This is a genomic window from Neobacillus sp. GCM10023253, assembly GCF_042653105.1.
GTDB classification, from domain to species: Bacteria; Bacillota; Bacilli; order Bacillales; family Cytobacillaceae; genus Neobacillus; species Neobacillus citreus.
Window position 1 is genome coordinate 1,031,963 of record NZ_JBHSHV010000003.1, and the last position, 15,501, is coordinate 1,047,463.

Annotated in this window: 12 protein-coding genes; 9 read left to right on the forward strand and 3 right to left on the reverse strand. The window is 40.5% G+C overall.

Annotated features, from left to right (window positions below):
* Positions 1 to 2: 2 nt before the first annotated feature.
* Positions 3 to 1,793: an oligoendopeptidase F gene (gene pepF / locus ACFPA1_RS05340; RefSeq protein WP_378581665.1), complete on the forward strand. Its 1,791-nt coding sequence runs from the start codon at positions 3 to 5 to the stop codon at positions 1,791 to 1,793.
* A 191-nt stretch (positions 1,794 to 1,984) separates the two neighbouring features.
* On the opposite strand, the gene ACFPA1_RS05345 is transcribed toward pepF, so the two are convergent.
* Positions 1,985 to 2,548 (reverse strand): hypothetical protein, encoded by a 564-nt coding sequence (locus tag ACFPA1_RS05345; RefSeq protein ID WP_378581666.1) that lies wholly within the window; start codon positions 2,546 to 2,548, stop codon positions 1,985 to 1,987.
* A gap of 199 nt (positions 2,549 to 2,747) precedes the next feature.
* Between ACFPA1_RS05345 and ACFPA1_RS05350 the strand changes: the two genes are divergently transcribed.
* The 7 genes from ACFPA1_RS05350 (at position 2,748) to hprK (ending at position 11,962) form a co-directional block, all read left to right on the forward strand.
* Positions 2,748 to 4,901: an ATP-binding protein gene (locus ACFPA1_RS05350; RefSeq protein WP_378581667.1), complete on the forward strand. Its 2,154-nt coding sequence runs from the start codon at positions 2,748 to 2,750 to the stop codon at positions 4,899 to 4,901.
* Positions 4,882 to 5,541 carry a response regulator transcription factor gene (locus ACFPA1_RS05355; RefSeq protein WP_213140199.1) on the forward strand — a complete coding sequence of 220 codons (660 nt, stop codon included), beginning with the start codon at positions 4,882 to 4,884 and terminating at the stop codon, positions 5,539 to 5,541. Before ACFPA1_RS05350 ends, ACFPA1_RS05355 begins: the two co-directional genes overlap by 20 nt.
* A 125-nt stretch (positions 5,542 to 5,666) precedes the next feature.
* Positions 5,667 to 7,013, forward strand: a complete 1,347-nt coding sequence (locus ACFPA1_RS05360; protein ID WP_213140198.1) for a TrkH family potassium uptake protein — start codon at positions 5,667 to 5,669, stop codon at positions 7,011 to 7,013.
* A 331-nt stretch (positions 7,014 to 7,344) separates the two neighbouring features.
* Positions 7,345 to 8,904 carry a malate:quinone oxidoreductase gene (locus tag ACFPA1_RS05365; protein ID WP_378581668.1) on the forward strand — a complete coding sequence of 520 codons (1,560 nt, stop codon included), beginning with the start codon at positions 7,345 to 7,347 and terminating at the stop codon, positions 8,902 to 8,904.
* Between the two features lie 160 nt (positions 8,905 to 9,064).
* Positions 9,065 to 10,204: a sensor histidine kinase gene (locus tag ACFPA1_RS05370; protein ID WP_378581669.1), complete on the forward strand. Its 1,140-nt coding sequence runs from the start codon at positions 9,065 to 9,067 to the stop codon at positions 10,202 to 10,204.
* A 9-nt stretch (positions 10,205 to 10,213) separates the two neighbouring features.
* On the forward strand, positions 10,214 to 10,858 hold the full coding sequence (locus ACFPA1_RS05375; RefSeq protein WP_378581862.1) for a response regulator: 645 nt from the start codon (positions 10,214 to 10,216) through the stop codon (positions 10,856 to 10,858).
* A gap of 168 nt (positions 10,859 to 11,026) precedes the next feature.
* Positions 11,027 to 11,962: an HPr(Ser) kinase/phosphatase gene (gene hprK, locus ACFPA1_RS05380; protein WP_378581670.1), complete on the forward strand. Its 936-nt coding sequence runs from the start codon at positions 11,027 to 11,029 to the stop codon at positions 11,960 to 11,962.
* A gap of 59 nt (positions 11,963 to 12,021) precedes the next feature.
* Here hprK and ACFPA1_RS05385 read toward each other — a convergent pair whose 3' ends face one another.
* Positions 12,022 to 13,170, reverse strand: a complete 1,149-nt coding sequence (locus ACFPA1_RS05385; RefSeq protein WP_213140194.1) for an MFS transporter — start codon at positions 13,168 to 13,170, stop codon at positions 12,022 to 12,024.
* Positions 13,171 to 13,249: 79 nt separating this feature from the next.
* Between ACFPA1_RS05385 and yeiL the strand changes: the two genes are divergently transcribed.
* Positions 13,250 to 13,921, forward strand: coding sequence for a transcriptional regulator YeiL (gene yeiL / locus ACFPA1_RS05390; RefSeq protein ID WP_213140193.1), 672 nt, complete (start codon positions 13,250 to 13,252; stop codon positions 13,919 to 13,921).
* Positions 13,922 to 13,973: 52 nt separating this feature from the next.
* On the opposite strand, the gene ACFPA1_RS05395 is transcribed toward yeiL, so the two are convergent.
* Complete coding sequence (locus tag ACFPA1_RS05395) at positions 13,974 to 15,485, reverse strand: DHA2 family efflux MFS transporter permease subunit (RefSeq protein ID WP_213140192.1); 1,512 nt, start codon at positions 15,483 to 15,485, stop codon at positions 13,974 to 13,976.
* Positions 15,486 to 15,501 lie beyond the last annotated feature (16 nt).

Genomic DNA, 15,501 nt, shown 5'->3' on the forward strand with positions numbered 1-15,501 from the left:
ACATGACCATTACCTATATGTCAAGGGTTGAGGTGCCGGAAAAAGAAAAATGGAATTTCGAGGACCTTTATAAAAATCTTGAGGACTGGGAAAATGATTATCTCTGGATTGAAAAAAAGACTGTCGAATTGAAAAAATTTGATGGTGCGATTCACAATGGAAAGTCACTTTATGATTATCTATCGGAAAAAGAGGAAGTTTCCAGTAAATTAAATCTTGTCTATGTGTATGGCATGCTCAAGGCCGATGTAGACACCCGCGATGCCTTGGCGCAATCGCTCGTTGACCGTGCCAAGCAGCTTTCCGTAAAAATAAGCGCAGCTTCATCATTTTTCATGCCATTTTTATTGAGTCTAGAGGAAAGCACATTAAGAGAATATATCGAGCAAGAACCCCGGTTAAAATACTTTGAACAAGACCTTTTTGAAGCTTTCCGATATAAAGCACATGTTCTGACCAAGGAAAAAGAAGAGATCTTATCCAACTTAGGTGAGGCCCTTTCTACGCCAAGCCACACCTACAGTATGCTTAACAACGCCGATATCAAATTCGGCGAGGTGACGAGTGATGAAGGAATGAAAGTCATACTGACGCGCGGCATGTACTCAAAGTTAATTGAAGATGAGGATCGAGACAAGCGGAGGGAAGCGTACAAGGCTTATTATCAGCCATATTTGCAATTGAAAAATTCGATTGCCTCGACTTTGTCTGCGAACGTTAAAACTAATGCGACGTTGGCCCGCTTGCGGAACTACCCATCCGCTTTGGAAAAAGGTTTGTTTGGGGATATGGTTTCAAAAGAGGTCTATGAAAATCTGATTATGGCGACAAAAGCCAATATTGGACCGTTGCATCAATATGGGTCTATTCGAAAAAAACTGCTTGGCTTAGAGGCGTTGCGCCAGTACGATCTGAACGTTCCTCTGGTTCCTGGTGTGAAATTAGAAATTTCCTATGAGGAAGCGTATGAAACGATTTTAAAAGCTTTGCTACCCCTGGGCGAGGATTACGTTAATACTCTGAAAACCTTTAAAGATGCCCGCTACATAGACGTCCGGGAAACGCCAGGCAAGCGTTCGGGCGCTTACAACCTGGGTGTCTACGGGGTTCATCCATTTGTGCTGTTAAACCAACATGATGATTTGGATAGTATGTTCACCATGATTCACGAATTCGGTCACGCCATGCATTCCTATTATTCCAGCAAGCATCAGCCTAGAATCTCCGCAGGCTACAGCATTTTTGTAGCCGAAGTAGCTTCGACGGTGAACGAAGTACTATTGATTCATTATTTGTTAGAAAAAGAAACAAATAAAGAGGTACGGAAGTACTTACTCAATCACTTTATTGATCAATTTAGAGGAACTTTCTTTACACAGGTCATGTTCGCCGAATTTGAAAAAATCACCCATGAATATGCGGAAAGCGGAAAACCTTTAAACGCAAATGTATTTAGTGAAATCTACGAATCTTTATTTAGGCAATATAACGGGGACGAAGTGGTGTTTGATGAGGAAGTGAAATACGGCTGGTCACGGATCCCGCATTTTTACCGACCTTTCTATGTGTACAAATACGCTACCGGATTTGCTTCGGCGATTCATATTGCTGAACAGCTATTAAACGGGGACGAATCGGCCGTCAATGCTTACCTTGAATTTTTGAAGAGCGGCAGCTCCGATTATCCGCTCGAGTTGTTAAAGAAAACTGGTGTAGATTTATCTAAACCGGAACCGATTGACAATGCTTTAAAACGGTTTGAGCAGTTGATTCGTGAATTTGCAGCTTTATAGGTTAATGAAAAAAGCTCCATGCCCGAGATTGGCATTGGAGCTTTTATCTTTTTAATCATAATAATTTGCTATTCGCTGATATATTTCGAAAATTCGCCGATATAATAAAAAATTCGCTGATATGTGCCAATAATTCGCTGATATCTTTAAAAAATCCGCTGATATATTACTTTAAAGAAAACATCATAATTTTATGAGGCAATTTCCTCTTTTTTAACAGTAACAACGTTGATTCCTTTTCCAGTGAAGATGGAGTAACCCATCAGTACATATGTCAATCCCCAGAAGAAGGCGAAGAAATCACCGAGGAACGGAAGGCCAAGACAGACAAGCATGAGCAAGAACACAATTGCGTACCAGCGAGGGAACACTTTTGCGCGAAAGGTAACAATCATCAGGATGACCGTGGCAAGCAACAGCCCTCCGTAGGAGAGACTATTCGCAAGATTAACGAACAAGCCGTCTTTCGGATAATCGCCGTAAGCGAACAAACCATAGAATGTCGCCGACAGCATTAAGTTTCCTGTAGAAAGAATGAGACCAGAGATGAAACCGAAAACCCCTGTCTGCCGTGACTGGGACATAAACAAAGCCATAGACGAGATTGCCATTAATATACTTGCGGCAAAAGCGAAGATTAGTTCAAGTGTGCTGTCTGACTCCCAAATCAAACCTGACGGCGTCATCCCCATTCTAGCGATTCCCCCTAAGAAAGCAATAAACCCAAGAACCTTAACAATTTTTTCTAACATCATGTTTTCCAACTCCCTTTGTATTGTTGTTTACGAATTAATCGTATCAAAGGGAAATTCCTGTTTTGAAGGGAGGGGGATTCCCATTTCAATCGGGAAGTTTTTATGGGTATAAATAGGAAAAACCAAATCTATACAGAAGTTGGTCACCTTGTTATAATTTTCCTATATCTTAGGTGCAAAAGGTGGGGATCGTTCCTGGATGAATGAAGTAAATAAGAAACTTTTCCTGTTTCAAGTCTTTGTGATTATTTTTTCTATATTGACCTTAGTATTTTTCATTCAATCCATTGCGGGATATTATGACACCCTACGAAACGAATGTATCCTCAAGTCCTGCAGTTCCTTGGCACCTGCGCCCCCAACAACGATTGAAGCGTTAAGCAAATACCATTTAACCTCTAACACGTATGCGGCGCTATTTGTCATTATCGAATCCGCGTTTGCCTTCCTATTTTTCACAGCAGCTATTATCATTTTTATTAAAAGCACGCGGGATATCATGGGGCTTCTGGCAGTATTGGCATTGGTCACATATGGGGCAACCTACACATCATTGGTATACCTTGCATCAGATGGCCGCGAAGTGGTAGGCCAGTTTCCGGAAATCATCGGGGCTGTAGGTAGAATGGCTCTATTCTTATTCTTCTTAATATTTCCAAACGGACGTTTTATTCACCGCTGGCAGCTTGTCCTGTTTACTCCTTTTTGTATCATCCAGTTCATTAGTTTGATTTTTCCGGACACGGTTGTTGATTTATTAAATTGGTCGAGCACGGCGAGACTGGTTTATTATGGAATCATGATTATTGTGACGATTTATTCACAAATCTATCAATATAAAAAAATATCCACCCAGGTCGAACGGCAGCAAACCAAATGGGTGGTCTTTGGATTATCGCTTTCATTTCTGGGGTCAATCATCGTAAGCGGTTTTTTTGTCTATCCGATTTTTGGCGAAAACCCTGTATTCTATCTTTATTTAAGTGCATTACTGTATGGCGTTGTGGCCATCATACCATTAACATTGGCATTTGCGATTCTTCGTCATCGCCTGTGGGACATTGACCCTCTTGTGAACCGGACGGTTGTTTATGGCACCTTATCGCTGGCTATTATTCTTCTATACTCATTTTTAGTTCTCTATTTTAGCAGCTTGTTTAAGACAGATAACAACTTCATCATTTCCTTAGTGGCAACCGCCATTGTTGCAATTCTTTTTGCGCCAATAAAAGAAAGATTGCAGCGCCTTGTGAACAGACTGATGAAGGGAAGACATGATGAACCGTATACCATACTGAAGGAGCTTGGGGATCATTTGATCAGACCCATTGCTCCTGAAGAGATGCTAAACGTTGTGACGGGAACAATACGGGATGCTCTTCGCCTGCCATACGCCGGGATATTCATTAATATAAACGGAAAAGAGACACTTGCTGCAGCATCGGGAAAAGTAAAGTTTGATATCCACACATTACCGATTATTCATGGAGGGGAAGAACTAGGGACACTTCATTTATCAAACAGGTCTTTAAATGAGGTATTTACTGGTGAGGACAATAAACTTATTGAGGTTCTTCTCCGCCAAGCTGGTCCTGTTCTTCAAAATGTGAAAATGACTTTGGGTATGAAATTACTGGCAAATGACCTGCAGCAGTCACGGGAAAGATTGGTGCTGGCCCGTGAAGAGGAACGGCTCCATATTCGCCGCAACCTTCATGATGACCTTGCCCCCCGGCTCATGTCATTAGCTTTTAACGTCGCGGCAGCCGAGCAATATATTGAAAGAAATCCAGCGAAAGCTTTGGAGTTAATGGAGGGGCTGCGTCAAGTAATTCGTTCAACTGTGGATGAAATTCGTACGATGGTCCATGGATTACGCCCACCGACTCTTGATGAATTTGGACTGCTGGGTTCAATCCAGGCGAGGGTGGACGAAATCAGGAAAACCTCGGAAGAAGTGTCTGTCACATCGGAAGTTAGTTCTATTGAAATTTACTTGGAAGCCCCGGAAAGTTTGCCTGTATTGCCCGCAGCAGTTGAGGTTGCAGCGTACCGGATTATAACGGAAGCACTAGTCAATGTAATCCGCCACTCGAATGCGACCAAATGCACAGTTCGTTTAACAATTGTCGAAAATACACTAGAACTTGAGGTTACGGATAATGGCGTTGGGTTTCCTGATAAGCTGAGGCCGTCCCAAAACGGAGGAATTGGTTTAACATCGATAAGAGAGCGAGCATTGGAGCTTGGCGGGAAATGTGAAATGGAATCTTTGGAAACGGGTGGAGCACGAGTAAGGGCAGTTCTGCCTTTTTCGACAGGAGTGAAGAGGGATGAGAATAGTTTTAGCTGATGACCATCCGTTGTTTCGCGGAGGAGTTCGAAATTTGATTCAAACAACGGATGACTTAGAAGTGATTGGCGAAGCTGCCACAGGAGAGGAAGCTGTAGAAATGGCGTCCTCACTCCAACCGGATGTCATTGTCATGGATATACGCATGCCAGGACTAAATGGAATTGAAGCCACTCAAATCATAAAGGAAAAATTTCCGAAAATAAAAATTCTAATTGTTACGATGCTAAAAAATGATAAATCTGTTTTTACGGCAATGAAAATGGGTGCAAGCGGGTATGTGTTAAAGGATGCCGGAGAAATGGAACTTCTTCATTCTATTCGCATGGTCGGCAATGGCGGCGCCGTTTTCAGCGCTGACATTGCCGCACGGATGATACATTATTTTTCAAAAACAGAAGAGATAGAATCGGTAAATCCTATATTGTCCGACCTAACTGCCCGTGAAAAGGAAATATTGGAGTTGATTGTCGGGGAAAAAACAAATGCACAAATTGCTGCAAAGCTCCATTTAAGTGTGAAAACTGTAGCAAATCATGTTACGAATATCCTTAATAAATTGCAGGCCTCCGACCGGCATGAGGCTAAGAAAATATTTAAAACCGCGCAAAGCTGGGAAGAATCTGAAATGGAATCATGACAGGAAACAACACGCGGCAAATGAAATTTTTTGTTTACAAATCCTACTCCCGAGAGTAAGATATGATTCATAAATTTATCCAAAATTTACACATTTGATATCTTACCAAACAAAGGGGAGTATTTGTGGAGTTAATCAAGAAAAAAGGGAAGTTTATCCAGCTGCATCCTGCGCAAATTTTGGTTATCGGATTTGCGGTACTTATTTTATTAGGTACACTTTTATTAATGCTGCCCATTTCGACTTATGAGGAGGGAAGGGGCCTCCGTTTTGTCGATGCCTTATTCGAGGCAACGTCTGCCGTCTGCGTAACAGGTCTCGCAGTTGTGGATACAGGAACAACCTTTACCATTTTCGGCCAGCTGGTAATGCTTTTCTTAGTTCAGATTGGCGGTTGGGGATTTATGACGATCGGCATATTCATGTTCATCATCCTCGGAAAGAAAATTGGCTTGAAAGAAAGATTGCTACTTCAAGATTCGCTAAACCTATTTACACTTTCAGGTGTGGTAAAACTTGTCTCCAAAATCATCATGATAACTTTAATTGTAGAGATAACAGGGGCGCTTATTTTAGCGATCCGCTGGTCATTTGAGATGCCGTGGATCAAAGCCTTGTATTACGGATTTTTTCATTCGATATCCGCTTTTAACAATGCCGGTTTTGGCCTCGAACCAGACAATCTAAGTAAATGGGTCGGGGATCCGACCGTCAATTTAGCCATCACTTCATTATTTATCATCGGCGGAATTGGTTTCACCGTCATTTTGGATGTCTGGCAGAAAAAATCTTTACGTAAGCTGTCCCTTCATTCCAAAGTGGTGCTGCTCGTGACATTAATCCTTAATGTTGTGGGAACAGTAATTATATTAATCTCTGAATTTCATAACCCCGCAACGATTGGAAACCTAAGCTGGAACGATAAATTCTGGGCCTCCTATTTTCAAGGCGTCGTACCAAGAACAGCCGGCTTTAATACCATTGATATTGGACATATGACGCTGTCCTCACAAGTTTTTACGATGGCATTGATGTTTATTGGCGCTTCTTCTGGCTCTACCGGTGGGGGAATTAAGGTTACGACCTTTGCCATTATCATATTTGCCTTTTGGACAGTGTTGACGAATCGAAGCGATGTTAATATTTTTAAAAGAAGAATTTCCTGGAGCTTGGTTAATAAATCCTTATCCATTGGGGTGTCAGCCATCATTTTTATCTTCACGATTTTCTTTTTGCTGACCTACACAGAGGATATGCCGATGAATAAGCTGCTTTTTGAAACCATTTCGGCATTCGGAACAGTCGGATTGTCAACGGGTATCACAGGGGATTTATCGCCTTATGGAAAACTTTTAATCACCTTAATGATGTTCATCGGTCGCCTTGGGCCATTAACCATGGCATTCGCGCTCATGTCGAAGCGCCAAGAAGCAAGACTTAGATATGCTGAAGAAAAGATATTAATAGGATAATTGAAAGATAGTCCCGTGTATAGGTAAACGGTGCGGTTTATAATTATTCATCGTAAAAAGTATTTTTACAAAAGTGTAAGCGATTGCCAAGCGGATTGATAAAAATAGGGCATTGTGGTTGGACTTCTCACTTTTACCAGCTTTTAAATAGCTTACTAACTATTATTATAGTAATAAATATTTAAATCTATCGATATTAGTGATAAACTATATTAAGGAATTAATTGATCCAGAAAAGGTGTGTAACTAGTCGCGCCTTAGCTTGCTGTTTGCTTTAAGCATGGGCGCCAGCATCCTTTCTGCAAATCATAGCATATAAGGGATGGGAAAAATGAGTAGCAGACAAACTGAAACAGACGTTATCTTAATTGGTGCAGGAATCATGAGTGCCACTTTAGGGACACTCTTGAAGGAATTAGTGCCGGACTGGAAAATTACAGTTTTTGAAAAGCTTGAAAAAGCAGGCGAGGAAAGCTCGAACGAATGGAATAATGCAGGAACTGGACATTCGGCATTGTGCGAGTTGAACTACACCGTAGAAAAACCAGACGGATCAATCGATATTAACAAAGCTATCAAAATTAATGAACAGTTTCAGGTTTCACGACAGTTTTGGTCTTATCTTGTTAACAGTGATCTGATCCGTAATCCGCATGATTTTATTATGCCTTTGCCACATATGAGTATGGTACAAGGGAAAAATAATGTAGAGTTCTTGAAAAAACGTTTTGAAGCACTCTCAAACAATCCATTATTCCAAGGGATGGAATATTCCGATGAGCCGAAAAAATTGCAAGAATGGATTCCGCTTATTATGGATGGCCGGACTTCAAAGGAACCAATAGCGGCTACGAAAATTGACTCGGGTACGGATGTTAACTTTGGTGCTTTAACACGCATGTTGACTGACCACTTAAAAAATCAAAACGTTGAAATCAAATACAAACATCAAGTTGAGGATATTAAACGTACTGAGGATGGCCTATGGGAATTAAAAGTGTGGAATATGGAAACCGGTGAAATAGAACGCCATACTGCAAAATTTATCTTTATTGGCGGCGGCGGCGGCTCCTTGCCTTTACTTCAAAAAACCGGTATTCCTGAAAGTAAACATGTTGGAGGATTCCCTGTAAGTGGACTATTCTTAGTATGTAACAATCCTGAGGTTGTAAACAAGCATCATGCAAAAGTTTATGGCAAGGCTGCGGTGGGTGCACCTCCTATGTCAGTGCCGCATCTTGACACACGATTTATTGATAACAAAAAATCACTATTGTTTGGACCTTTTGCTGGTTTTTCACCCAAATTTTTGAAAACTGGTTCAAATATGGACTTATTAGGTTCTGTCAAACCAAATAATGTCATCACGATGTTGGCGGCAGGTGCCAAAAACATTCCATTAACAAAATACTTGATCCAACAACTAATGTTATCGAAGGAACAGCGTATCGAAGAGCTGCGCGAATTTATTCCAAATGCAAAAAGCGAAGATTGGGATATCGTGGTAGCCGGACAACGTGTACAAGTTATTAAAGATACAGAAGCGGGCGGTAAAGGAACGCTTCAATTTGGTACTGAAGTGGTTACTGCAGCAGATGGCTCAGTCGCAGCATTGCTCGGTGCTTCACCAGGTGCATCAACAGCTGTTTCCGTCATGCTCGAGATCATAAAAAAATGTTTCCCTCAGCACCGCGAAGCGTGGGAACCAAAAATAAAAGAAATGATACCATCTTATGGCATTTCACTAGTGGACAACCCAGAGCTTTTCGACGAAATTCATGCTTCAACAGCGTTTGCACTTGGCTTAAGTAAAGGACGCGTACCTGTAAACAATAAAAAGGATTTATCGAAAGAAAAACGTAGTGTAGAAAAGGAACCTGTATCAGTTTAAGTTTATGGGAAGTTTCATGGGGACGGTTCTTCTGCATCAGATGCAGAAGAACCGTCCCCATTTTTCATTTTTGTATGACTTTTGATAGCTATTCAGTTTTTTAGCAGAATAGTATAATGCAATTAAAATAGAAACTAATTGATGGATGTGATGTTATGTCATGGAAAAACATAAAACCCCCTCGGTCATGATGATTTTTCGAATCATCCTGATCATTTTGGCTTCGATTGATATTATGGGGCAGTCTCCTTCTTCGATACCTATAAAGGCGGCTTTCATTATAGGATTGGTTATTTTGCATTTAAATGATATTTACAGAAATTATTACCAACTATATGAAAAAAATCGTATAATCTACTATATATCGATGTCGGTAAGTATTATAGCAATTGGTTTATATGTGATTCAATTTGATAATATACCGCTAAATATTTATTTTATTTTTCCAATCGTTGAAATTTTTATTTATCGCCCGACTATACAAATTGGTCTGGTCATTCTTCATATTTTCATGTTTGTAATCGGTATGTTTGCTCTTAAGGCAGGAATCCAACAAGCATTAATTCCTTACTTTGCTTTGATGGCCCTAATCTACCTTGTTCGGAGCAACAGCAGGGAAAGGGAGAAGGGAAATCTACTCAATGTTGAATTAATGGAGGCAAATGCCAAACTGAAGGAAATCACGATAATAAAAGAGCGGACTAGAATTGCACAGGAGCTCCACGATTCCATTGGCCATGCTCTAATCGCCTTAAAAATGCACCTGGAATTTGCCGATAATATGATGGATTCAAATCCAGAAAAATCAAAGGATGTCATGAAGAAAGCCTTAGTCATTTCGCAAACATCGATAACGAACCTTCGTAAAGCAGTTGACGTATTAAAGGATAATCAGGCATGGAAAGATAAGGTTAAACTGCGCGACTCTATTGAGGATTTAATAGATAGCTTGCAAACCGCCGGCAGATTGCAATTTGAATTATTTTTCGATGACACCGTTGAGTTCGCAAGCCGCGATATTCAAAATGGAATTTTTGAAACAGTGAGGGAAGCCATTACGAACGGGATTAAGCATGGGAATGCCCATACGTTTCATATTGATATTTTTGTAAATGAAAAAAAGGCGCTGGTGAAAGTAGAGGACGACGGGGAAGGGTGTACCGATATTAAAAAATCCCACGGCCTGCGGGGAATGGAGGAACGAATCCATTTATTGAGAGGGAGTATTCAGTTTGTGTCGGCCAAGGGACACGGTTTTGCGGTGGAAGCAGAAATTCCATTTGTGACAAATGTGGAGTGATGAAAAGTGATTGACGTGATAATTGTAGATGACCAAGGAATTGTCCGGGATGGTTTAAAAATGTTGCTTAGCTTAAATGAAGAGATTCGGATCATCGGGGAAGCAACGAATGGGGAAGAACTTATTGCTTTATTGGAAAGAATGACGCCTAATGTGATACTAATGGACATTAGAATGCCTGTCATGAATGGCATCGAGGCTACAAAAGCAGTTAAGGAAAGATATCCAAATGTGAAAGTACTCATCTTAACTACCTTTAATGAAGATGAGTATATTTTTAACGGACTGAAGAATGGGGCAGACGGTTTTATTCTAAAGGACTCTGACCTAAAAGAGATTATTAAGGCAATAAAGGCAGCACACGAAGGAACGCTGCTACTTCATTCAGATGTAACAAGTAAACTAATCAGGGCCCTCCGGAATGTTCCCGAATCTCTGCAGGCACCTAACACGGAAAAGAAAGACTTGTCCAAGATACTTACACCAAGAGAAATAGAAGTCGTTGAACAAATTATGCAAGGAAAAAGCAATAAGACCATCAGTGCGACATTATTTTTAACAGAAGGAACAGTTAAAAACTATGTTTCCCGCATTCTAGATAAACTAGAACTCAAAAGCCGTTCCGAGCTGATTATTTATTTAAAGGAAAAGTGATGCATGGGGACGGTTCTTATGTTTCTTCGTCCTTTACCAGTAATACCGAGGGAGTATTCTACATGGACAAGGATTGATAGAAACAACAATTTATTTTGATAATGATGATGATTCCATTAATCTAAGTAAAATGCAATTATATAAAGACTAATTGAGGGGAGTTTAGAAGTGAAGAAAATAACAGTTGAAAACTTGGTAGAGAAGTTTTCATTGAAGGTGCTTGCTGGTGAAAGTAAGCTTCAGAATGTGATAACGCAATCACGGGTGCATCGTCCGGGCTTGGAATTTGTTGGCCATTTTGACTTTTTTCCAACAGAACGAGTTCAAATTTTAGGAAAAAAGGAAGTTACTTATTTACATAGGTTAAGTAAAGAGGAACGGAAAATCCGAATCGGAAATATTGTCCATTATCATCCGCCGTGCTTTATCGTAACTTGTGGTGAAGAAGGACTTACCTATTTGAATCAACATTGTGTTGAACAGGGCATCCCCTTGTTGTTGACAAATAAGCCTGAGATTACATCAGAGTTTATTCCCAAATTGGATGCGTATTTGGTGAAAGAATTAGCACCGGAAATTGCTGTGCATGGAGTTTGTATGAATGTATCCGGTATTGGGGTCTTAATTCGCGGAAATTCGGGGGTCGGAAAAAGCGAGACAGCACACACCTTAATCCGCCGGGGACATCGGCTGGTAGCGGATGATATTGTTGTTCTAAAAAAACTTAGTCATCAAACGATTCTGGGTACTCATGATGAGAAAACCAAAGAGTTTTTGGCTCTTCGCAGTATTGGGCTGCTGAATGTGGTTCGGTTATATGGACGCAAGGCTTTTCAGGACGAAACACGAATCGCGCTGGATATTAATTTGACCAGATGGGAAAAAGATGCCTTGTATAATGATTTGGATCAAGAAGTTCACTCTACAGACTATATGGGTGTTAAGATACCTTCCATTGAAATCCAACTTCAGCCAGGACGTGATGTAGCTGGGTTAATCGAGGCAGCTGCAAATAACTGGTATTTGAAGCAGCAAGGTTACAGCGCCGCAGAAGAGTTCCTGAGCAGGATAGAGGCTGATATTACGAATTCTAGTATTGAGTAAATGCAAAGGAAATACCAAGGGACGGTTTTTGTGCATCATAGGATGCACAAGAACCGTCCCTATTTTTCAAGTTTCCGATATACAAGAGCAAGCACCATCGATGGGATGGAACAAACAATCATGCCGATAAAGGCGAATCGCGGCTCGATTTCATATAGATAGCCGCCGAATATAGTGAATACCGCTGTGCTCCAACTTAATGCAAGTGCTGAATACATGCCTTGTGCATTCGGTATCTGCTGGTGCGGTATATTTTTGATCAAGTATTTCATAAAGGCGTAATGACCCATGGCGAACGAAAGTGAATGCAAAACCTGCGAAATAGAGAAGACCAGCACATTTGGAAAAATAAACACTAATATCCAACGTACAGTTGAACCTAGAGCTGAAAGTGCTAGTAAAGACCCTGCTGAAAATCGCTGAAAATACCGATCGGCAATTAAGAAGAAAATGATTTCTGCAATCACGGCAATGTTCAGGATTACGCCGATTAAATATTTAGGTGAATGTATTTCTTGTAAAAAAATATATCCATAGGTGTAATAAGTTGCATGGGCAGCCTGCAGTAAGATCACAATCACGAGCACCAAACCAAAGTGTTTGATACGAAATAAGTTCAGCATTCTTGCTTTTTTTGTTGGGTTCGGTTGTGGTTTTTCAGATAAAACTAATGGTGCTGGCATAAGGCCTAGCCCAACGAAAACCATAGTACCGATTAAGAGCGCCCATAAAATGACTACATCTCCAAGTGCTCCTGTAAAGACTGTTAAGACCATGCCAGCAACGACAAACCCTATAGACCCCCATGAACGGCTCTTTCCATAATGTTTTAATTGCTTACTCTGTACTAGGATGCCAGCCGCGGTATCCAGAGCAGGCATCAATGTAGGGTAAAAAAAGTTTATTAGCAGCGTTACAAGTAGTATGCTGGCAAAGGAATTCGAAGGAATATAACACAGAATGGAAACCAATGTCCCAATTGCCATCCCATTTAATAAAGTTTTACTGCTGAACTTCCTCGAAAAATATGGATACGCCATTAATGTGGAAATGCCCCGAACAACCAAACCTAAACTCATAATTAAACTGGCTTGTGAAATCGAAATTCCTTTTGTATGAATCATCCAACCCGTCCAATAGGGAAGGAAGACGCCCCAAGTTAAATAAAAAGTAAAAAACTGGCTGCTCATCCAGCGTTGTGTGTTCATAATGTTTCACCTCATGATTTGCATGATATCATGTGGAATCGTACAATAATATGAGATATCTCATATTCTGAGGTGGATTATGGAAATTTATAAAAATGAAAAAAGGAAACGATATTTGGAAGAACACTCCATTGCCCATTTATTTTCTTTTCCAATTGACGAGTTTGTAGAGGTGCGTGAATATAAACGAGATGAATGGATTATTCAAGAGGGAATGCGACCGGATTTTTTATATTATGTCATTGAAGGCAAAGCGAAGATTTATTTAACGCATCTGAATGGGAAAGTTTCGTTAATTAACTTTATCAATGAGAACGAATATGTAGGAGAAATGGAATTATTAAACGATGTGTACTATACAAAAGGGATTCAAGCCACTACAAAGACGGTTTGCTTTGCCCTTCCTTTTCATCGCTTCCGCACACAGCTGCTAGAAGATGTAGTATTCTTGCGTGAATTGACAAAGTTATTAAGCGCCAAAGCAACAAAAATGGCCGCAAAATATTCGCAAAGCCTCGCGTTCCCGCTTGAAAACCGGCTTGCCGAATTTATTTTGCAAACGGCTGATGAAAGAATATATAAGGAAAAACATGTTTCGGTATGTGACTTTTTAGGAGTTTCATACCGCCATCTGCTGCACGTGCTCGGGCAATTTTGCGAAAAAGGCTATTTAAAAAAAGAGGGGCGCCACTACCGCATTCAACAGCTGAGCGCCTTGGAAGAATTGGCAGGAATGTTGAGAGCAGAATGAAGCATGGGGACGGTTCTTGTGCATCAAATGAAGAACCGTCCCCCACAAACCATTAATGTGCTACCTCTTTGGTAGGATTATTTTTTTGCTGGTCTAATTGTCTTACCGACTCTTTGCTTGTATCGACTCGTTTAACGAATAAGGCTAGGATTAGGGCGACAATATTTATGCCAAGTGCTACATAGAATGAATATTGAATGCCTGCTAATAGAGCTTTCTGTGTTAATAGCGCTTTTGAAGCAGCGGTAAAGGTTGTTGGATCTACGCCAGCCACTAGGCTTTGAGCTTCTGTTTTTGTAACGGAATTCATAATGGTAACAAGAACCGCTGTACCAATTGAACCTGACACTTGCTGTGCGGTGTTATTTACAGCTGTACCGTGCGGATTCAAGCGCGTTGGCAATTGGTTAAGTCCGTTTGTCATAATTGGCATCATTACCATTGACATCCCAAACATACGGAGAGTGTAAACAAGTATTATATAGGCGTGGCTTGAGTCGATTTGCAGGTTTGCCAGCATATAAGTTGAAATAGCTGTAACGACAAGTCCTGTTACACCAAGAATGCGAGGACCAAATTTATCGAATAATTTCCCTGTTATCGGCGACATAATCCCCATCACAATCGCACCAGGCAGCATCATTAATCCTGAATCAAGCGGGGAAATGCCACGGACATTTTGTACATATGCCGGTGTTAAAATCATACCGGAGAACATCGCTACTGCATTGACAATCGCGATAACTGAGCCAAGTGCAAACATTGGATATTTGTAGACACGTAAATCCAGTAATGGTTCAGCCATTTTTAATTGACGGACGATAAAGGCAATTAAGGCAATAGCGCCAACGATTAAAGTGGTTAAGACGATTGTATCTGTCCAGCCGTCTGAGCTTGCAGAACTGAAACCATATAACAAACCGCCAAAGCCGATAGAAGATAATACAACTGAGAAATAATCCAGTTTGGCATTTTTATTTTGTTCCATTACATTCTCAAGCTTCCAAATAGCTAATACTAAACTAATGACAGCTAACGGCAAAATCATTTCGAACAGTAAACGCCAATCATAATTTTCTACAATATAACCAGATAAAGTCGGCCCGATTGCAGGAGCTGTAATCATAACTAATCCGAAAACTCCCATTGCAGTTCCGCGTTTTTCCCGTGGGAAGCTGATTAGCATCACATTCATTAATAATGGCCCCATTACGGAAGAACCTGCTGCTTGAACCAATCGCCCGGTAAGTAATACACTAAAGTTTGGAGCATAGGCTGCTAATGCAGTACCTAGAGTGAAAATGGCGAGAGATGTTATAAATAAACGACGATTCGAAAAGCGTGTTAACAAAAATGCTGAGGCAGGAATTAAAACGCCGCTGACTAGCATATATCCTGTTGCAAGCCACTGGATAGTGGAATAATCTTTAATATTTAAATCTGTCATCATTGATGGGAGCGCTACATTTAAAAGTGAATTATTTAAAAAAGAAACAAATGCTCCGACAAATAAAATCGCAAGCATTAAATAGGGTGTTTTCTTTTGTTGTAATGTTGAATCCATATATGTTTTCTCCTTT

Excerpts from the sequence above, each read along its gene's own strand:
- pepF (WP_378581665.1), top strand. The coding sequence starts at position 3 with ATGACCATTACCTATATGTCAAGGGTTGAGGTGCCGGAAAAAGAAAAA.
- ACFPA1_RS05345 (WP_378581666.1), bottom strand. The coding sequence starts at position 2,548 with ATGATGTTAGAAAAAATTGTTAAGGTTCTTGGGTTTATTGCTTTCTTA.
- ACFPA1_RS05350 (WP_378581667.1), top strand. The coding sequence starts at position 2,748 with ATGAATGAAGTAAATAAGAAACTTTTCCTGTTTCAAGTCTTTGTGATT.
- ACFPA1_RS05355 (WP_213140199.1), top strand. The coding sequence starts at position 4,882 with ATGAGAATAGTTTTAGCTGATGACCATCCGTTGTTTCGCGGAGGAGTT.
- ACFPA1_RS05365 (WP_378581668.1), top strand. The coding sequence starts at position 7,345 with ATGAGTAGCAGACAAACTGAAACAGACGTTATCTTAATTGGTGCAGGA.
- ACFPA1_RS05370 (WP_378581669.1), top strand. The coding sequence starts at position 9,065 with ATGGAAAAACATAAAACCCCCTCGGTCATGATGATTTTTCGAATCATC.
- ACFPA1_RS05385 (WP_213140194.1), bottom strand. The coding sequence starts at position 13,170 with ATGAACACACAACGCTGGATGAGCAGCCAGTTTTTTACTTTTTATTTA.
- yeiL (WP_213140193.1), top strand. The coding sequence starts at position 13,250 with ATGGAAATTTATAAAAATGAAAAAAGGAAACGATATTTGGAAGAACAC.
- ACFPA1_RS05395 (WP_213140192.1), bottom strand. The coding sequence starts at position 15,485 with ATGGATTCAACATTACAACAAAAGAAAACACCCTATTTAATGCTTGCG.